The sequence below is a fragment of the Bradyrhizobium lablabi genome (genome assembly GCF_018129385.1).
GTDB classification, from domain to species: domain Bacteria; phylum Pseudomonadota; class Alphaproteobacteria; order Rhizobiales; family Xanthobacteraceae; genus Bradyrhizobium; species Bradyrhizobium lablabi_C.
On record NZ_JAFCLN010000016.1, the window covers coordinates 35,813 to 54,514 of the forward strand.

An 18,702-nucleotide genomic window follows, 5' to 3' on the forward strand; every position below is an offset into this window, starting at 1 on the left:
AACTTAAGGATACATCTCGCGCGCAAGCACGAGCATCTTGTCCATTTTCGCGGCATCGGTCGTACCGAGCAGCTTGCCCTTTTCAAGTTCAGCCATGGCCGGATCGACCCCAGGCAATTCCCTGGACGTCACAGGCAGCAGGCCGAGATCCGCGAAGCTCTTTTGCATCTTCTGGCCCAGATAATATTCCATGAGCAGACGCGCCGCATTCGGATGCGGGGCATTCTTGAGCAGCGCCAGATCGTAGCCGATATAGGGCAACCCTTCACTCGGCGTCAGGAACTTGACGGGAAGCCCCTTGAGATCGCGTATCGAAGTCAGGTTCTGCGGGATATAGAGCGGATACTCTCCACGCGCGAGCCGCCGCTCGTTTGCAGGAATCTCGCGGCTGAACTTCAGGTCCTGCTTGGCGAGCTTCTCCATGAAGTCGCGTCCAAACTTCTCCTGGAGTACATAAAACAGCACGCCTCCGCCGCCCAGCGCACGGAAGTCGTCGCTCAATATCTTGCCCTTCCAGCGTGGATCGGCGAGATCAAGCCAACTCTTCGGTTCTTCGCCAGCCTTGACGAGTTGCGTGTTGGCGAGAATGCCGTAGACGATGGCAAACACCGGAAGCCGGATGTCGTCGCCGCGAAATTCCGGCTTGAAATGCCCAAGGCTCGGAAGCGGCCCATAGGGATCGAAGACACGATCCTGTTCCATCTGAAGGGTCGTCGTCGTGCGCCCGTTTTCGGACACGTCTGCCGCAAACCGCCCTGCCGCTTGCTCGATGCGGATCCGCTCCCGCACCTCGCTTGCCCTGGCTTCCAATATATCGACCGTTATGCCGTAGGATGCCTCGAATTCCTTCTTGAGGGCCTGGTGCGTGGCAAGGCCGACGAACGCGCTGTAGAGAACAACACGCCCCTCCTTCCTGGCCGCCGCAACGAGCTTGCCCCACTCGTCTTCCGCGCGCGCCGACCGCGAGGCTGACAGCGCCGCCGTTCCGGCGGCCAGCCCCAGCAGGGCGGCCCGTCGCGTGATAAGCGCCGTCTTGACCGGGAGATCCGAGGACATGGCCCCTACTCCGCGGCTTGCTGGCCCGACGCGGGCCAGCGGATGGCGCTCTTGAGTTGCTGATCGTAGGCCTCCAGCCAGTCAATCTTGCCGTCGGCATAAAACGATCCGGCGCGGGCATTCCAGAACACTTCCGTATCGTCAACGCCGGGAGGCACAATCCCTTTCTCGGCGAACCCACGCGCAACCGTCAACAAACGCCGCCTCGTGCGCGAGATCATGATGTCGCTCGGAGCGAGATGCTCCATCGTATGGTCGACGATCGGACCCATGCTTTCGGTGACCGCTTGATCCTGCATCACGATGTTGCGAATGCCGGTATAGACGCGATTTGTGCGCTGCGCCTCGCGATCGATCTCCCAATCGTTGCGGAGGTTCTGCACGGGCCTCCAGCGCCCGAACCAGTCCGTCGTATTGGGCAGGTAGACCAGCGGATCCGCGCCACTGATGCCCGAGCCCGACTTCAGCTTCGAAGACGAATAGGTCGCCCCCTTGGCCTTGCCGCCGTAAATCGAGATCAGCATCGTATGTGTGTCGTCCATCGGCACCCACGCTTTCGCCACGACATGGTCGGCAAAATCCGCGTTGGGAGTCTGCGTCCAGAACGGCAGGCAGAAATGCGCCATGCGCCAATGCATGCGCCCGTCCGATTCGGGCCGATAAGCTCCGTACATCGTGCCCCATTCGGTATCGCCGACCTTATATTCCGGCGCGCGGTTCGCCACCGTGTGGCGGGCCGGATGCCCTTCCTCGAAATCTTCGGCTTTGACGTGACCTGCGTGCAGGAAGCCGAAGTGCGAGGTATCGATATCGCCCTCCAGCCCCTGGAGCCAATTGGCTTCCCGTTGCAGCAGCGTAAAGGTCAGATCCTGTTCGGGAACGTACAAGGCTTCCAACATGGGCATTGGAGGCGGTTCGGCCCTGGCTCCCATGTAAACCCAGATGAGCCCGGCCTGCTCCCGCACCTTGTAGCTCTTGGCCCGAACCTTCTCCTTGAAGTCCTGCGGTGGAGGCACGTTCGGCATTTCAAGGCAGCGGCCGTCCACGTCGAACTTCCAGCCGTGGTAAACACAACGGATGCCGTTTTCCTCGTTCCGGCCCAGGAACAGCGACGCGCAGCGGTGAGGACAGCGATGGTCGAGCACCCCCACCCGACCAGAACTGTCGCGAAACGCAATCAGGGCTTCGCCAAGCAGCATGAGCCGCATCGGATCGCCGTCCGGCTTCAATTCGGATGAGGCTGCGGCCGGAATCCAGTATTGCCGCATCATTTCGCCCATCACCGTACCAGGACCGACGCGTGTGAGATCATGGCCATCCGTTGCCTTGGACATGAACATCTCCCTGCTTTTATCGTGCGCTGCACAATTTAGAATTAGTTTCATTATGCAAGTATTATTGAGATAGGTCAATGCGCAACGCGACCAACCGTGCCGTTCGTTGAGTCACCTTATGGAGAGCTCTATAGTTCCGACGACTCTTTGCTGAGATATTTCTCTCCATGAAAAGCAAACATTCGCCGCCGCCGCTCGAGCACTGGATCGGCTATCGCTTCAGCCGCATCGCGGCCCATTTGGGCAATTACATCGCGCAGATGTACGTGAGCCGCCACGATCTGACGATGCCGGCATGGCGAAGTCTTGCGGTGATCGCCCGGCATCAGCCACTCACCGCAGCACAGCTCGGCGCACTAACGTCGTCGGATCCCTCGAAGGTTGCCCGCGCCATCGAACTGCTTGTCCGCCGCGGCCTTATCCGTCGTGGCGTCGACAAGGCCGACCGCCGTCGCGCAAGCCTCGGCCTCACCCGGGAAGGCCGAAAGATTTACAAGGATATCGAGAAATTTTCTGTTCGGGTCGAACGGGAGATTACCAATGGGCTCAGCGCGACCGAGCTCGCCGGGCTTCGGCATCTCCTCGACAAGCTGGACCACCGGCTCGAGGATCGCGTCAGGAGCCGGAGCTGGAAGGAATTTATCGACAACTGAATTGTCGAAGCCGAAGGCAGCCGATCGGCGGGATCAAATCCGATCTGAGGCAAGGTGCTCTAGCCCAGGCGCTCAGTCACCCATCAAATCCTGCCACTTGAAACGATCCATGAGCTCCGCCACTCGCCCGTCCAGAATATCTATGGTCTTTTCCAGCCGTCGCAGGTCGTCGGGATGGAGCGTTTCTCTCAAATAGAGTTCGACGCGCTGTGACAAACGCTCGACGTCGCGATAGACGACCCAGCCCTTCCTGGTCAGCCTGAGGCGAGCCTTGCGCCGGTCGCTTGGATCGGCATCGCGCTCGATCAGCCCCTGTGTGGTCAGCGCTTCGAGCGCGCGCGCGACCTTGAACGGGTCAGACGACGTGCGCCCCGCAAGCTCCTTCGCCGAGAGTGGCTCATAGCGGGCAATGACGGCAAGCGATCGCCAGGCCGGCTGGCTCAACTGATGTTTGGTTCTGTACATATCGGCCGTGAACTTGCCGACGCGACTTAAAATCAGACCGAAGCGATAAGATATCCATCGCTCAAGCGGCAACGAAGGATCGTAGCCTGCTTCAGTCTTCATCTTTTTCGGCTCGATGTTTTCGTGAGCCTTTCTCTCGCGTTTCCTGACCTTTGTCACGCGTAGCTGTCCCCCCCAAAGGCATCTTTAAGAGCCCCACGAAGGGGCGAGCATAACGCACGCGGAATCGTCAACTGTGCGCGACGCCATTCTACATACACGCCCTTGACAGCGATTTCAAAACTTGCGAAACGCAACTAAATCACGTTTATAATAATCGTAAGGGAGACGCATATGGGCGAGCGGTTGGACGTCACTGCGTGCAGATCTCGCGCGCGTTGGAGATGGATCGCTTCGTCCATCGCCGTCTTGGTCATCGCTGCAACCGCCGTTTCGAAGCCCGCACAATCGCAGACCCCTGACTGGGATGCAGTCGTCGCCAATGCCAAGAAAGAAGGCTCGGTCACGATCTACAGCGCGGCGCCGGGCGCCCCGCCAGTCACCGAGATCAACAACCTGTTCAAGCAGCGCTACGGAATCCGCATTGATGTCCTTGAAGGACGCGCCAGCGAAATCCTCGAACGCATCCGCGTCGAGCAGAGCGCAGGACGGGCCGTGGGTGACGTGCATTACAACGGCAGCACGCCGACCGAACGGATGGCTGCGGAGGGCGCCTTTCAGCCCTATGGCGACATTCCGAATGCAAAGAATGTCGTGCCCCCGTATGTCGCCGACGGGACGCGCCTTAGTTCGAACACGCTGAGCTACGGCATCCTGGTGAATAACAACCTCGTCAAACCCGGCGACGAGCCAAAGAGCTGGCGCGACCTTCTTGATCCGAAATGGCAGAACAAGATCCTGGCCGACGACATGCGTGCGTTGGGCGGCGGCTCGATCCTTTTTTTCGTGCTTACCGACAAGCTGGGGGCGGATTTTCATCGGGAGTTTGCCAAGCAGAAGCCTGCCTTTGTTCGGGACATCCGCAATGCCGAGCGGCGCGTAACGCACGGCGAATACCCGCTGCTTGTTCCCGAGGTTCTCCCCTACTACGTCGCCATCAAAGGGCTTCCCGTGAGGTTCGTCGCGCCCGAGGAAGGCTGCCCCTACGTCCGCTTCGATCTGACAATGCTGAAGGATGCGCCACATCCCAACGCGGCGCGCCTGTTGATGAATTTTTACCTCAGCGATGAGGCCCAGCAGATCTTTGCCCGCGGCGGCTACACAACGGTGAACGGCAAGCCGATGCCGGAAGTGGCCGGTTTGGCGGCGCCTTGCTCAAAACCTCTCGGCACTTCGAGCGCAGATCGGCAAGACGAGATGCTGCGCCTGGCGCGCGAGATCTATCAATAGTGACTTGAGACAAGCATTTCTCGTGCGGCCAAACTCAGGCCGCAGAGCCTTCTGGAGATGAGCATGAGCATGACGACCGCGAAACCTTCCGGGCGGCAGATCGACGGCGGAGGATACGGCAAGCCACCAGGCACGTTCGATGAATCGCTCACCCGTGTCGGCCCAGGCACGCCGGGCGGCGAGTTTCTGCGCCGTTACTGGCATCCGGTCGGCGTATCGGACACGGTGACGGCGGTGCCCCAGCGCGTGCGGGTGCTGGGCGAGGACCTCATCCTGTTCCGCGACGGCAAAGGACGCGCCGGCCTGTTGCATGCCCGTTGCTGCCATCGCGGCACCACGCTCTATTACGGCAAGGTCGAAGAGTCCGGAATTCGCTGCTGCTATCACGGCTGGCTCTTCGACGTGGAAGGGCACTGTCTTGAACAGCCGTGCGAGCCTGAAGGTGGCCTTCACCGCGACAAGGCGCGCCAGCCCTGGTACCCCGTCGAGGAACGTTACGGCCTCGTGTTCGCCTATATGGGGCCACTCGACCGCAAGCCGCCGCTTCCGCGTTACGACACGCTCGAAAATCTTGGCGACGACGAACACCTCGAACAGGATCGCGACAGCTTCTATGTCGGCGGCGGGCGCAACGCCGCCAATCCGAATGTCCCCTACAACTGGCTCCAGAATTACGAGAACGTCATGGATCCGTTCCATGTCGTGATCCTGCACGCACGCTTCAGCGGCGTTCAGTTTCGCGAGGAGCTGGGCGTGCTGCCCAAAGTCGATTGGGATTACCTCGACCACGGCGTCGCGACCAATTCGATCCGCGATATCAACGGACGGACATTTCGAAGGATCACGCAGGTCTTGCTGCCCAACGTCCGCATCGTGCCGTCCATCGAGATGACATCGGGCAAGGGGCGCGAAGTGGCCTGGCTGGTGCCGGCCGACGACACGTCGCATCGCTCGCTCGGCGTCGCGCGGGTGCCGAACGGCGCTGAGCCGCTCTATACAAGGCGATCCCGGCTCGTGAACCACGATGGCAAGCTGTGGACCGAGATGACGGACGAAGAACACCGCCTGTTCCCGGACGATTTTGAAGCCCAGTTTGGTCAGGGTCCCATCACCTTCCATTCTGAAGAGCGGCTCGGCACGACCGACAAGGGAATTGTGATGCTGCGGCGGCTGCTCTCGCGGCAGATCAAGGCGGTTGAAGAAGGCAAGGATCCGATCGGCGCGGGGACAAATGGAGCGGAAATGATAGAGGTCAAGGCCGGCAACTTCTTCCTTGAGGAGACTGATGCCCCTTGAAGTAAGGGTCGACGCGATTCGTTATCTGGCCGAAGACACGCACGCCTATGAGTTTGTCTCCCGGTCCGGCATCGCGTTGCCCACGGCGAGCCCGGGCGATCACGTCGACGTCCATCTGCCGAACGGCCTTGTACGGCAATACTCGTTGTGGGAGCTGCGGCCGGACCGCTACGTCATTGCGGTCAAGCGCGATCCCGCAAGCCGTGGTGGCTCACGCTTCCTGCACGAAGAGATCCGCGTCGGCACGCGTCTGTTGGTGGGCGAACCCCGAAACCATTTTTCGTTCGACCTCGGCGCAACTCACTCGGTGTTCGTCGCTGGCGGGATCGGCATCACGCCGATCATGACCATGGTGGACCATGCCGCAGCCAATGGCATGTCCTGGGAACTGCATTATGCAACGCGGTCGAACCATACCGGTTTTACGGAAGCCCTTGCCCGTCACGGCGATCGGGTTCGATTCTGGGGCAGCCGAACAGCCAGCCAGCCGCTGGACATCGCAGCTTTGATCGGGTCGTCCGATCCCGCAGCCCACTTTTATTGTTGCGGTCCGGAATCGATGATTGCGGCGTTTCGGGAAGCTGCACAGGCCATCCCGGAAGAGCGCGTTCGTTTCGAACGGTTCGGTGCGATGCCCGTCGAAAGCAACCATAATGGCTTCACGGTCGTGCTGGCCCGAAGCGGGCGTGCGGTTCCGGTGCCGCCGGGGACAACTATTCTCGATGCGCTGCTCGCGGAGGGCCTTGATCTACCCTTCTCGTGTCAGCAGGGTGTCTGCGGGCAATGCGAGACCAAGGTTCTGGCAGGTGCGCCCGATCATCACGATCAGATCCTGACGGACGACGAGCGCGCTTCAGGCGAAACGATGATGATTTGTTGCTCGGGGTCGAAAGAAGGCCGCCTTGTTCTCGACCTTTGAACCGGTGATCTCGCGCCGCCCTGAATTCATCACGTCGGGATGGCAGAACAGCGCTTCCATCGTGATGAATCAGTTCGCCTTGATGCCGGCCTCGCTAATGAGCTTGCCCCATTTCGCGCTTTCGCTCTGAATGAAGCGGCCGAACTGCTCCGGCGACGTCGGCGCGGGCTCTGCGCCGAGGGTCCGGATCTTCTCGACCACCGATGGATCCTTCAGGGCTTTCACGAAGGCTTCGTTCAGCCTGGCGACGATGTCGGCAGGCGCCCCGGGCGGAGCAACGAGTCCGAACCAACCCACGGATTCGAAGCCCGCAAGGCCGCTCTCGGCAAGAGTCGGTACGTCGGGCAATGATGCAAGGCGGCGCGCCGAGGAAACGCCGATCGGATTGAGCTTGCCCTCGAGGATCAGCTGTCTTGACGCGGGGATATCCAGCACCGCGAAGGGGACATGCCCCGCAAGGACGTCGACCGTCGCCGGTGCGGTCCCGCGATACGGGACCAGCTCCATGGTGATCCCGGCCCTCTGCGTGAACAGCGCCGCCGTCAGATGCATCGCCGTCGAATTGCCGCCATGTCCGATCGACAGCCCACCCGGCTTTGCCTTGGCGAGCGCGATCGTCTCCGCCGCTGTGCGCGCAGGCACGTCCGCCGACGACACCAGCACAAAGGGAATTTCCGCAAGCAGGGTGATGGGTGCGAGCCCCTTCGGATCGAACGGCATCGACGGATTGACGTGCGGATTCACCGTCAGCGCGCCGGCAGGCGCGACGCCAAGCGTGTAGCCGTCCGGCTTCGCCTGCGCGACTGCGGCCATACCGATGTTGCCCCCGGCCCCGGCACGGTTCTCGATCACCAGGCTCTGCTTGAGTTCGGCAGTGACCACCGGCTCGAGGGCCCGGATGACGGTATCGGCGCTGCCGCCGGGTGGGAACGTGACGATGATTTTGATCAACTGCTCCGGATAGGCCGCTTCGGCTGCCTTCAGCGGCCACGCGGCAAAAGTCGCGGCGGTCAGCACGGCCAGAATGCGGCGCCTTGCAATATGAAACACGTTCTCCTCCTCAATGCGTTTTTATATTTGCGGCCAACGGCCATCAGGCCGGCGGTTCGATGTCCGGTTATGCCGCCGCGCCAGTGATGCGCGCCAGCAAGGCTTGGGGATTTTCAGGCGCGATCTGTCCGCGCCAGGCGATGTGCTGGTCGGGCCGCGCAAGCAAGAGCTTCTCGGCATAAGCACCATTTGCCTCGTCCGGCGCGATGTCGACAAGCGCGAGCGGCATGCCGCGCTCTTCCGCGGCGGACAGCAATCGTGTCACGTCGATCGTTCGGTCGAGCCGCAACAATGTGTAGCCGGCTCCGAACGCGTCGTAAAGCGATCGTCCGTCGCGCAGGAACAGATGCGGCGCACGCGCGCCAGGGACGGTGGAAGCCGTGAAGCTCCCCATCGTATAGGGCGGAGGGGCTTCGCCGTCATAGGCAATGATCGGCGAGGCATCGTAGTAATAGCCAAAATTCAGTCCGGCACAGCAGTATTGCTGCACATTGAGATCGTAGGCCGCCCTCGCCAGCGCTGCGCGCGCCGCGTGGCCGCGCGGCGTGTCATCCTCGATCTCCGCAGACACTCCGCCACGCTGCGCCATCATCTTCATCGCATGGTCCATCGCAAAGCGCGATACCTGTTCCGTGATGGGCTGACGCTCCGCCTCGTAGGCATCGAGAATCGAAGCCGGCGCCCACCCGTTCAGATGCGCCGCCAATTGCCAACACAGATCGACGGCATCGGCAATGCCCGCATTCATGCCGTAGCCCGCATAGGGCATCCACAAATGCGCTGCGTCGCCGCAGATGAAGACCCTGCGGTCGCGGAAGCGATCGGCCACCAGCCGGCGTCCGACCCAGTCCTCCTTGCTGAGAACGCGATATTCGAAGGTCTCATCAACGCCGAGGATGGCGCGGATGGCCCAATCGCGATCGACCGAGTCGAACTCCGGCTCCTCGGGCCTCAGATGATTGTGGACCAGCCAGCGGTCCTGACCGTCGATCGCAACCGTCGTGCCCGAGCGTCGCGGGTTGAGCGAGAGCACCATCCAGGCGGGCGTGTGCGACCCCATCAGCTCCTTGAGTCGCGGGGCTTCGATATAGGTCGATTGCACGCGCTGAATCACCGGCGTTCCGGACAGGCTCGCACCGATCGATTTGCGAACGAGAGAACGGCTGCCGTCACACCCGATCACAAAGCTGGCCTCGATGCGGAGCGAGCTCCCGCTATCGAGATCGCGGGCCAATGCGATCACGCCGTCTTCACCCTGTTCGATCGCCACGATTTCCGTACGCGCCAGAATGGTGATGCGCGGCTGGGCCGCGGCGTGGCTGAACAGGATCGGCTCGAGATAGATCTGGTTGATCCGGTGTGGCGGCTCGGGCGTCGGCCACCAGGTATCGGGACCGCCGGTTGCGCTGTAGCGGAGCGAGCGGGAGGGAATATCGATGCGGCAGAGCTCGATGCCGGTCGCCGTGGTCCGATAGGAGCAATCATTCGGGAAGTCCGCGGGCAACCCTGCCTCGCGCAGCTTTGCGGCCACGCCCAGCCGGCGGAAGATTTCCATCGAGCGCGCCGAAACGTGGTTGCACTTAACGCTGGGCGGATCGCCGGCGTGGCGGAGCTCCGCGACGACGACGTCGATCCCGCGCGAGGCCAGATCCATAGCCGCGGTCAATCCCACGGGGCCCGCGCCCACGACCAATACCTGAGTCCTCATGCTCGTTCCCCATCCCCTTGCATGGCCGCTGACATCGCGCCTCCGCAGCGTGCACTTTATTGCAGGGTTGCTTATAAGATAAGCCAGAAAGAATTCATCAATTCATGAGCTTTTCCTATGAATATCACGTTGCGACAGTTACGAGCCTTCACCGGCGTGTATCGCACGCGCAGCATCACGCGGGCCGCACGCGAGCTGGGGATCACCCAATCGGCGGCAAGCCTGCTGATCCAGCAGCTCGAAGTGCAGCTCGGCGTAAAGCTGTTCGATCGCTCCACGCGTTCGGTGCAGCCGACGCTGGCGGCCAATGAGGCTTTTCATGCCGCCGAACGCATGCTGAGCGACGCATCAGGACTATCGCGGCGCATGCGCGACCTTGCGGCGGCTCGCGCCGGCCGCGTCGCGTTTGTCGCTTCAGCCGGCGCCGCATCGGCGCTGCTGCCGGCGGTTCTCGCGAAATTCCATGCAGCTTATCCTGATATCGAAATCGACATGCGGGACGTCGCAGCCGACGATCTCGTGCCGCGCATGATCGCAACCGATGCGGAGTTCGCGATCGGCAGCGTGGAAGGCGAGATCGCCGAGATGACGATCGAGACGCTGACCCGCGGGCGGCTGAGCGCGATCGGCCGCCGTACCCCCGACTTCGTGGCGCGGCGTTCGCTGACATGGGACGAACTGGCGCAGTTGCCGACGATCGCGATGCGACGCGAGACACGGATCCGCATGCAGATCGATCAGGTACTGGGCGCGCAGGGCAAGCGCCTGGCTCCAACCTATGAAGTGACGCTATTCAACACGGCGCTCGCCATGACGGCGCAGGGACTGGGACTTGCCATTCTTCCCACAACGATGCTGCCGGCCGACGAGTTTCCGACGCTGATCGCAAAACCTCTGGTGCGGCCGGCCATCACGCGCCCAGTGTCGCTACTACAGCATCAGGGCCGGACCCTGTCGCCGGCCGCACAAGCCTTCGTCACGGCAGCGCGGGCGATCCTCGCGCAGCAATCCGGGCGAGCGGAAAAGTAAAAGGGCGGCCGGGCTCACCATTTCTCCAAATAGTCACTTACAGTCGACCGTGCTCCGCGAACGTCGCGGCCGGGCAGGATTACTGTCTTTCCGGCGCCGGCGCTCGGGCCACAGCGAAAGCCCAAGCGCCGTCACCAGGAAGGCAGCGGCGATGATGTCCTGCACGGCCAGGCGCTCGCCGAGGATCACGAGCGAGGCCACGAGGCCGAAGAAGATCGAGCCATAGGACGTCAATGCGACCACCATCGCCACATCGAGCGCACGAAGCGCCATGCTTTGCAGAAGCTGGCCGCCGAGCGACAGCAACAGCACCAGCTCGAGATCGAACCACAACACTGTTTGCAGATCGAAATGCTGCATCGGAATGAGAACGGAGTCGAAGCGTCCCGCGACAGCGCCGATTGCACCGAGAGCAAGGCATCCGATGGTGCCGAACACACCGACCACGAACAGCGCCGGATAGATTTTGTCGAGCTGGCGAATGCCTAGTGTCAGGATCGCCCAGGTCAGTATGAAGGCTGCAATGAGGAGATCGCCGCCCGTCGTGGCGCCGCCGGAGGATCTCGACAGAGTCAGCGTGGACGCGCCCATGACACCGACGACGATCGCAATCATCTTCAACGTCGAAAGCCGTTCGCGCAGGAAGACGGCCGCAAGTCCGGCTGCCAACGGAGGAAACAGGCTGAGCAACAATACCGCATGTGAAGCACTGGTGACGTGTGCGCCGAGCGCGGATAGCGCGTTGGTCCCGGGTCCATAGGCGATGCCGCAAAACAGGAAGAGTGCCGCGTTCTTGATCGTCAGCGCGGGAAACTGTCGCGGCCTGGTTGCGACCGCGAGCAGCACGAACAGCGGCAGCGACCATACGCCGCGCGCAACAAAAAGGCCGACCGCATCGAAGCCGGTGGCCGCTTCGGAAGCATAAAGCAGCTTCGGCGCCACTGCGTTGACGCCAAAGAAAACTGCGGAGACCAGCGCTGCGCTTGCGGCAAGCGAACGGGCTCCTCCGTGATTTGCGCCTGCCCACGCGGGACCGTCTTCGATCGGCTTCTTCATGATATCGACGCGGCAACCCGCTCTGTCAGCGCGCAGTAGTTCGGCAGGTCTCGCCTGCATCGTGGCTATCGCCGGACGGGCTTTGCCCCGATTGCGATCGAGTAAAGCCTGACGGGCCAATCCACCGCATCCTTGCCCTGATTGAGGCCGGCAGTTCGGTTGAGCTGAGCGGCCGGCATCCACAGCTTGCCGTCATCGTCGATCCACATGGCGTCCACCCACACAAGGCGAGGATCGGCGATCAGGGTCGATATCTCGCCGGCAGCGGAAACCCGCAGAATTCGCGAACGATCGGTGTCGCTGATGTAGATTGTTCCAGCAGCGTCGATGGCCGTGCCGCCGGTCGAAGGCGTATCGGCAAATGGCTCGACATGAGCGGACAGTGTCGCTTCGTCGAGCGACGGATCATCAAGGAAGCGCGTCTCGATCCGGGACATCGGCCCTGAGCACGGCTGATAGTAGAGCCAACGCCCATCGCCGGAGACTTCGAGTTGGTCGGCGTGGACGACAACCGGGCGGCCCTTTGCGTCGACGAGTTGCCGTCCCTCCCCCATCAGAGGCCGCGCTGCTACCGTCGAGGGATGATTCTCCAGCACGCGACGGGCCTTCCCGGTGGTCAAGTCGAGGACGATCAAGGCGGGACGACCTGCATCGGTCAGGTAGGCAAGACCGCCATTGAATCGAACGTCATCGACGAAGCTCGCACCTTGCGCAACCGATGCCAGATCGTAGACCCGGGTCACCCGATTGGCGCCGAGATCGATGCGGACAAGTTTTGGCCCACCCTCCACCAACGGCGCGCCGATACCCGCAGCTCCGCGATCGACAACCCACAGCGCGCCATCCGGACCGACCCGCAGCGAATTCGCGCCGACGAACGCGTTGCGTCCATTCTGACTGCGCCGCCTTCCATTCCACTCTGCATCCGGAAAGGGCTTTGCCGATCCGCCGGAGATCTCGGCGATTTGGGGCTGATCCGGCCCTTGCGGTTGGACGACCACGAAGCGCCGGCCCTCGGACGTCGTCGTCACTCCGTTGATGATCAGCGTCTCCGACGCGAACTCAGGGACGAGCCTGTCCACCGGCGCCGCCATCGCAGATGAACCCGCAAGAACAAGAACGGCAAGCAAGCAACGCATGAGACCTATCCCGTTGTTCGCGAATCACTTCAGCAAGACCGGTCCAGCATCCATCCTGACGCGGAAAAGCGTGTAGGGCTTCACGCGCTGGTCCTGTCCTTCATGGAATTGGGCCTGCCGATGAAGCTGGTTGGCCGTAAAGTACAAATAGCTATCCGCCGCAACCGACAAGGTGTCTGGCCACAATATCCTGGGATCGTGCGCGATGGTCTTCCATTCGCCGTCGGTTTCACGCTGACGGACGCTGTTGCGTTCGTAGTCTCCGGCGTAGATGCGGCCCTTGTCATCGGCCTCAAGACCATCCGAGGCTCCCTTTTCGCCGAGATCGGCGACGGCGTTCGCAACGGCCGCCTCCGACGCCGACCGATCGAGCAGAAGCGCGGTCGGTACCGAGTACAGATGCCGGCTGGACAACGGGCAGTAATAGAGCGTCGCGCCATCCGCGGAAATGGCGATGCCGTCGGATGCAACGTTGAAGGGCGTAGGAGGTTTTCCTTTTTCGCGGACCGCCAGTCGCTGCCCTTCCACGACTGGGATGAATGCCGGGTCCGGGGAAGTCGACTTGTGCCCTGTCAGTTTTCTCCAGCTTTCTCCGCTATCGAGATCGACAACAATGATGCCGCCCGGTCCGCTGATCGAAGAGTCGGTGATGAAGGCAACGCCGGCCTTACCCCGGCGCAGGTCGAAACGAACGTCGTTGACATAGGTTGTCGGCAAGACAGTCGAGGAAGGCAGCACGATCGTCTTCACCACCTTGTCGGTCGTCAGATCTACTGCGACCAGTTTGGCACCACCCGCCACCGGCGTCGAAAAGCCCGGTGCCGCCGTGTCGAGGATCCAGAGCCGGTTGGCCGCGTCGACGACGACGCTCTGGACGCTGCCGAGCGTTTCCCCGGGCCGCGCGGGATCGAACCTGTTGATCGTCGCGTCGGGATAGGGAACGACCTTGCCTTTGCGGATCTCACCGACGGTGAAGGGAACGTCATCGCCCCAACGAGGGAAGTTAACGAAGATGCGCCCGTCGGAAGCAACCGACACGCCGGTGGGCATCGCATCGCGGAACTCGAAAACGGGTTCGATATTCCCGATCGGACGATCGCTGGCGAGGTGTTTGGCGGCCCCGGATGCCGCTGACGCCTTCGTGGCCATGGCCATTTCTTCCTCGTTTGGCGCAAGCGCAACCATCGCCAAACCGAGGAGCACGGTGAGACAGGCCATCATCGCTGCGTTGTTAAGATTCACGATCCGATCGTCCGCTACGTCAACTCGCCCGGACGCGATCTGAAGCGGCAGCGCCAAGCGCCGCCAATACGGCGTCACGTCCGGCTTCGGCGACAGCGACATCCTGTTCGGTAGTCCCGGATCCGACACCGATCGCCCCGACTATTACGCCGCGAAAGACGATAGGAAAACCTCCGCCGAGATTTGCTATTCCGCCGCGACTCGCGAGTCCCAGATTCGCGCCGAACTCGAAAGGGATCGCTCCGGTTGGCGCGCCGATCGATGCACTGGTTGCAGCCTTGGCAATCGCAGGATCGCGGGCAAGAACGGCGGCTCCTTCGATCCGCGCGAACGCCAGGAGATTGCCGCCGGCATCCACCACGGCGATGCATTCCGGCGCCCCGATCTCTCTGGATTTCGCGACGGCGGCCTCAACCGCGATCGCAGCCGCCGCGTAGGTGAGTTGTTGATTGCTGTGGGTGAGAGACTGGCTGGGCATGATGTGAACTCCTGAATAAATTTCGGCGAACGAGGGAACCACGTGTCCTGGCTGATCGGGCGTCGATCTCACCGGGACCTACCCGCGATCGAAGGAACTCCATCGATCCAGTCCTGGCGCTGGGGAGCGAAGAAATCGATATCGACCGTGTCTTCCGTGCAAACGAATTCATGCGGCGTGTTCGGTGGAATGACCATAACCGTGCCCGCCGTCATGATGAACTTCTTGCCCTGCGAGGTAACCTCGCACCGCCCTTCGGTAATCCAGGTGATCTGCTCGCTGGCGTGATGGTGCAGGGGGAAGACGCCGCCCTTCTTCACCGTCCATTTCACGAATGTCGACTGCGCGCCGACCAGATACTGCCGTTGCACCAGCGGAGATATCTGCTCGACCGGTTGTTGGTCGAGCACATACAGATCCGGCAGGCGGGACGAATGGCTGCTGACGCCGGGTTGGATGCCCTTGCCCGGCGCATCGGTCACGACAGGCGCTGCCGACAGCGAGGGTGCAGCTCGTTCCTGGGCCATCGCCGACACGGAGTTCGAAAGCAGCAAGGCAACAGCCGCGAGGCAAAACCGCATACGGTTTTTCCATGAATGATGATCGATGGTGGATGAGATCGGCCAGAACATGAATTCAAAATCCCGAGAGAACCATTTTACCAATGCTTCGATGGCTTTCGAGCAGCGCGTGCACACGCTTAAGATCGCAGGCATTGATTGGCCCGGCCTCTTCCGTGAGCGTTGTGCGTAGCAGCCCGGCGTCGACAAGAGCCGCAACCTCATTGAGCAGATTGTGCTGCATGATCATGTCGCGTGTCTGGTACAGAGTGGGCGTGAACATCAGCTCCCAGTGCACCGACACGCTCTTGCGTTTGAGGCTGACGATATCGAGAACGCCGGGGTCGTCGATCAGCGCCAGCCGGCCGCGCGGTGCGATGGCTTCCACGATGGCCGGCAGGTGCTTGTCGGTCGCCGTAAGGCCTGCAACATATTGAACCTGATCGATGCCGATCTGCTTCAATCCCTGATCGAGGGGATGATGGTGATTGACGACGTAATGGGCGCCCATCGTGCGGCACCACGCCTCGGTTTCCGGGCGCGACGCGGTCGCGATGATCGTCAGGCCCGTCAGCCGCCTGGCAAGTTGGGTCAGGATAGACCCGACACCGCCAGCGCCATTGATGATCAGCAGCGCACCGGCCTGGCTCTTCACTCCATAGGGAATGGCAAGACGCTCAAACAGCAGTTCCCATGCCGCGATCGAGGTCAGCGGGAGCGCTGCCGCTTCACCGAAGCTCAATGTCTTCGGCTTGTGGCCGACAACGCGTTCGTCGACCAGATGAAGCTCGCTGTTGCTACCCGGCCGATCCATCGCGCCGGCGTAGAACACCTCATCTCCCGGCTCGAAGAGCGTTACGTCCGAGCCGACGGAGTCGACGACGCCGGCAGCGTCGAAACCGAGAATCCGCACCTCGCCGTTGCGCGGCGACACTCTCGCCCTCATCTGCACGTCCGCGGGATTGACCGAGACCGCCTTGACGGCGACGCGCAGGTCGCGCGCGCCGGGCCGCGGGACCGGCAGCTCCAGATCGACAAGAGAGTCATCCGCCGAAACAGGACCCGCCACGCGATAGCCAACTGCCTTCATTGCAGGTTCCTCTTGAGGTCTCTCACGTCCGTATCGCGCGGCAATGTGGGATCTCTCTCGATCTCTATCAAACGCGAACACCTATCGCCGCGCAGCTGAGAAACGCCTCGGTCAACCACCATCCGCAGGGGCCGCAATTTCCTTGACGCGATCTATGCCCGCTTGGCGCTGAGAAGAAAAACGCATAGTTTGAATGGGTCCAGTAGCAAACCTAATGGTGAAATGTGCGCGACCTCGATCTTGATTTGCTGCGCGCCTTTGTTGCGGTCGCTGATGCCGGGAGCTTCACCGCGGCAGCCGACATGGTCAGCCGCTCACAATCTGCGGTAAGTCAGAAGATCCGGAGGCTCGAGGACCTCGTTGGATATCCCCTCTTTGACCGGACCAGCCGAGCGCTGGCGCTGACGGGCGCAGGAGGCCAATTGCTGATCGGAGCGCGGCGACTGCTCGACTTGAATGACGACGTCATACGTTCGCTTCGGGCCCCGCAGGCGACAGGCCGGCTGCGGGTAGGAATCTGCGAGGATTTCGTTCCGCTACAGCTCTCCAGACTGCTTGCACGTTTTCTCCGGCTGCACCCGGGTGTCCAACTTGACATAAACACGAGCCTGACCCACGGCCTGCTTCGGGAGTTTGAAGCAGGGAATCTGGACCTCGTTATCGCGACGCGAGAATTCAAGGAGCGCGGCCGCGTCATATGGCGTGAGCCGATGGTATGGTTTGCCGCCTCCGACTTCCGGCTCGATCTGGACCGGCCGTTGCCACTTGTTCTTCTCCAGCCGCCTTGTAGTTATCGGGAGCTCATGTTCACGACACTCGATGCAGCGCGGCAGGCATGGGTGACAGCATGCACCGTGAGCAGCCTTACGGGTGTTCAGTCCGCGGTTGCCGGCGGACTAGGTATCACACTGTTGGGTCGCTCCTTCGTTCAGGAAGGAATGCAGATCATCGATGTGCCGAAACACTGGCCACCTTTACCGATGACGGAGATCGTCGTGCTCGGGGATGACACAGCCGAAAAATCCCTCGTTCAGCCTTTGCTGGAATTCCTTGTAGAGGGCATGCGTATGCCCTCGGCAATCGAAGACGAACGTAATCAGATTGCCCGGAAAACGTCGGGTAAAGTCGCCCCTATTTGAAGAAAAAGAAAGCCAACCCGGAGCTGATGGTGAGCAACAGCAACAGCGACAGCGTCACCGCGGCAGTCACCCTGCCCCCAACGTTGGCAAGAACACGAACGTCCACACCGAGCCCGAGGGCGGCCATCGAGATGACTGTTAGAAAGCTCGTAATGCTCGTCAACGGGCCGATCACCATGGCCGGCACGACGTTGAATGATCGCAGAGCCGCGAGCGCAAGGAAGCCAGAGATGAACCACGGCACGAGGCGGAAAAAGCTGATACTGGCCTGCCCCTCTGCCCCGCCGTGCCGGCGCGCGGCGAACAGCGAGAGCCCGATCGCGACTGGCCCCAGCATCAGTACGCGCACCAGCTTTACAAGCGTACCGATCTGCGTGCTGACCAGCCCCGCAGGCACGGTGGCGGCCAGGACTTGCGGCACGGCATACACGGTGAGCCCCGCCAGAATGCCATATTGCGTCGCCGACAATTGCAGGAGCGGGATCAGGAGCGGAAGCCCAAGCACCATGATCACGCCAAGGATCGCGGTGAACGAGATCGAGGAGGCAATCTCGTCGTGATCGGCGCCGATGATCGGCGCCACGGTCGCAATAGCTGAATTGCCACAGATGGAATTGCCGCAGGCAATCAGGATCGACAACCTGGTCGACAGGCCGAGCATGCGGCTGATGCCAAAACTAAAACCCAGGGCGGCCACGACGACCACGGCAATCGTGGCGAGCAGTGCGGCGCCGGACGCGGCAATCACGGCAAAACTGACAGAGGCTCCGAGCAGCATCACCGCGACCTCAAGCAGTTGCTTGGCGCTGAAGGCGATGCCGGCTTGCCAGCGCTCGGGCGGCTTCCAGAAGCTCCGCACGGTCATGCCGAGCAGGATGGCGAGGACCAGCGCCTCGACGTACGGGTGCGCGAACAGAAACCGTTCCGCCGCTTCGAGAGCGGCCGACAGACCAGCCACGCCGACACAAAGGAGGATGCCGGGAATGAGCGCCGAGACGCGGCCGGCGCGGCGGGTTTGACGATCGCCGACGCGCGCTTGGCGATCTTGAGGCGCTTTTTTCATGAACGGAACTGAGTCACCGCGCTGGGCTGAATGACA

General features: G+C 61.8%; 18 protein-coding genes. 6 read left to right on the forward strand and 12 right to left on the reverse strand.

Going from position 1 to position 18,702, the window contains the following annotated elements; translation table 11 throughout:
- Nucleotides 1-3: 3 nt before the first annotated feature.
- Together JQ628_RS25120 and JQ628_RS25125 are read right to left on the reverse strand one after the other, a co-directional pair.
- The gene (locus JQ628_RS25120; protein WP_212226519.1) at nucleotides 4-1,056 is read right to left on the reverse strand and encodes an ABC transporter substrate-binding protein; all 1,053 of its coding nucleotides are present in this window, start codon (nucleotides 1,054-1,056) and stop codon (nucleotides 4-6) included.
- 5 nt (nucleotides 1,057-1,061) lie between these two features.
- Entirely contained in the window at nucleotides 1,062-2,390 is a 1,329-nt protein-coding gene (locus JQ628_RS25125) for a Rieske 2Fe-2S domain-containing protein (RefSeq protein WP_212226521.1), read from the reverse strand.
- Between the two features lie 167 nt (nucleotides 2,391-2,557).
- Between JQ628_RS25125 and JQ628_RS25130 the strand changes: the two genes are divergently transcribed.
- Nucleotides 2,558-3,043, forward strand: a complete 486-nt coding sequence (locus tag JQ628_RS25130) for a MarR family winged helix-turn-helix transcriptional regulator (protein WP_212226522.1) — start codon at nucleotides 2,558-2,560, stop codon at nucleotides 3,041-3,043.
- Between the two features lie 72 nt (nucleotides 3,044-3,115).
- Here JQ628_RS25130 and JQ628_RS25135 read toward each other — a convergent pair whose 3' ends face one another.
- Nucleotides 3,116-3,667, reverse strand: coding sequence for a MarR family winged helix-turn-helix transcriptional regulator (locus JQ628_RS25135; RefSeq protein WP_212226523.1), 552 nt, complete (start codon nucleotides 3,665-3,667; stop codon nucleotides 3,116-3,118).
- A 174-nt stretch (nucleotides 3,668-3,841) separates the two neighbouring features.
- Between JQ628_RS25135 and JQ628_RS25140 the strand changes: the two genes are divergently transcribed.
- The 3 genes from JQ628_RS25140 to JQ628_RS25150 all read left to right on the forward strand — a co-directional run bounded on the left by JQ628_RS25140 (nucleotide 3,842) and on the right by JQ628_RS25150 (nucleotide 7,112).
- A complete protein-coding gene (locus JQ628_RS25140; protein ID WP_212226524.1) occupies nucleotides 3,842-4,897 on the forward strand; it encodes an ABC transporter substrate-binding protein in 1,056 nt (351 codons plus the stop codon).
- Nucleotides 4,898-4,960: 63 nt separating this feature from the next.
- Nucleotides 4,961-6,193 carry an aromatic ring-hydroxylating dioxygenase subunit alpha gene (locus JQ628_RS25145; protein ID WP_212226525.1) on the forward strand — a complete coding sequence of 411 codons (1,233 nt, stop codon included), beginning with the start codon at nucleotides 4,961-4,963 and terminating at the stop codon, nucleotides 6,191-6,193.
- Nucleotides 6,183-7,112, forward strand: coding sequence for a PDR/VanB family oxidoreductase (locus tag JQ628_RS25150; RefSeq protein WP_212226526.1), 930 nt, complete (start codon nucleotides 6,183-6,185; stop codon nucleotides 7,110-7,112). The genes JQ628_RS25145 and JQ628_RS25150 overlap by 11 nt, the downstream gene beginning before the upstream one ends.
- A 69-nt stretch (nucleotides 7,113-7,181) precedes the next feature.
- Here JQ628_RS25150 and JQ628_RS25155 read toward each other — a convergent pair whose 3' ends face one another.
- Together JQ628_RS25155 and JQ628_RS25160 are read right to left on the reverse strand one after the other, a co-directional pair.
- Nucleotides 7,182-8,162 carry a Bug family tripartite tricarboxylate transporter substrate binding protein gene (locus tag JQ628_RS25155; protein WP_212226527.1) on the reverse strand — a complete coding sequence of 327 codons (981 nt, stop codon included), beginning with the start codon at nucleotides 8,160-8,162 and terminating at the stop codon, nucleotides 7,182-7,184.
- Between the two features lie 67 nt (nucleotides 8,163-8,229).
- A complete protein-coding gene (locus JQ628_RS25160; protein ID WP_212226529.1) occupies nucleotides 8,230-9,870 on the reverse strand; it encodes an FAD-dependent oxidoreductase in 1,641 nt (546 codons plus the stop codon).
- Between the two features lie 117 nt (nucleotides 9,871-9,987).
- On the opposite strand from JQ628_RS25160, the gene JQ628_RS25165 reads away from it, so the two are divergent.
- Complete coding sequence (locus tag JQ628_RS25165; protein WP_212226531.1) at nucleotides 9,988-10,899, forward strand: LysR family transcriptional regulator; 912 nt, start codon at nucleotides 9,988-9,990, stop codon at nucleotides 10,897-10,899.
- Between the two features lie 33 nt (nucleotides 10,900-10,932).
- On the opposite strand, the gene JQ628_RS25170 is transcribed toward JQ628_RS25165, so the two are convergent.
- The 6 genes from JQ628_RS25170 to JQ628_RS25195 all read right to left on the reverse strand — a co-directional run bounded on the left by JQ628_RS25170 (nucleotide 10,933) and on the right by JQ628_RS25195 (nucleotide 16,464).
- Nucleotides 10,933-12,015, reverse strand: a complete 1,083-nt coding sequence (locus tag JQ628_RS25170) for a DMT family transporter (protein WP_212226533.1) — start codon at nucleotides 12,013-12,015, stop codon at nucleotides 10,933-10,935.
- A gap of 5 nt (nucleotides 12,016-12,020) precedes the next feature.
- A complete protein-coding gene (locus JQ628_RS25175) occupies nucleotides 12,021-13,049 on the reverse strand; it encodes a major royal jelly family protein (RefSeq protein ID WP_249128364.1) in 1,029 nt (342 codons plus the stop codon).
- Nucleotides 13,050-13,118: 69 nt separating this feature from the next.
- Nucleotides 13,119-14,438 (reverse strand): major royal jelly family protein, encoded by a 1,320-nt coding sequence (locus JQ628_RS25180; RefSeq protein ID WP_249128367.1) that lies wholly within the window; start codon nucleotides 14,436-14,438, stop codon nucleotides 13,119-13,121.
- Nucleotides 14,356-14,886 carry a GlcG/HbpS family heme-binding protein gene (locus tag JQ628_RS25185; RefSeq protein WP_349628122.1) on the reverse strand — a complete coding sequence of 177 codons (531 nt, stop codon included), beginning with the start codon at nucleotides 14,884-14,886 and terminating at the stop codon, nucleotides 14,356-14,358. The genes JQ628_RS25180 and JQ628_RS25185 overlap by 83 nt, the downstream gene beginning before the upstream one ends.
- Nucleotides 14,883-15,395, reverse strand: a complete 513-nt coding sequence (locus tag JQ628_RS25190; protein WP_212226535.1) for a cupin domain-containing protein — start codon at nucleotides 15,393-15,395, stop codon at nucleotides 14,883-14,885. The genes JQ628_RS25185 and JQ628_RS25190 overlap by 4 nt, the downstream gene beginning before the upstream one ends.
- A gap of 55 nt (nucleotides 15,396-15,450) precedes the next feature.
- Nucleotides 15,451-16,464: a zinc-binding alcohol dehydrogenase family protein gene (locus JQ628_RS25195; protein WP_212226737.1), complete on the reverse strand. Its 1,014-nt coding sequence runs from the start codon at nucleotides 16,462-16,464 to the stop codon at nucleotides 15,451-15,453.
- A 224-nt stretch (nucleotides 16,465-16,688) separates the two neighbouring features.
- On the opposite strand from JQ628_RS25195, the gene JQ628_RS25200 reads away from it, so the two are divergent.
- The gene (locus JQ628_RS25200; protein WP_212226540.1) at nucleotides 16,689-17,603 is read left to right on the forward strand and encodes a LysR substrate-binding domain-containing protein; all 915 of its coding nucleotides are present in this window, start codon (nucleotides 16,689-16,691) and stop codon (nucleotides 17,601-17,603) included.
- Here the strand turns inward: JQ628_RS25200 and JQ628_RS25205 are convergent.
- Nucleotides 17,596-18,666 carry a YeiH family protein gene (locus JQ628_RS25205; protein ID WP_212226543.1) on the reverse strand — a complete coding sequence of 357 codons (1,071 nt, stop codon included), beginning with the start codon at nucleotides 18,664-18,666 and terminating at the stop codon, nucleotides 17,596-17,598. The two genes, JQ628_RS25200 and JQ628_RS25205, sit on opposite strands and share 8 nt — an antisense overlap.
- Between the last annotated feature and the right edge of the window lie 36 nt (nucleotides 18,667-18,702).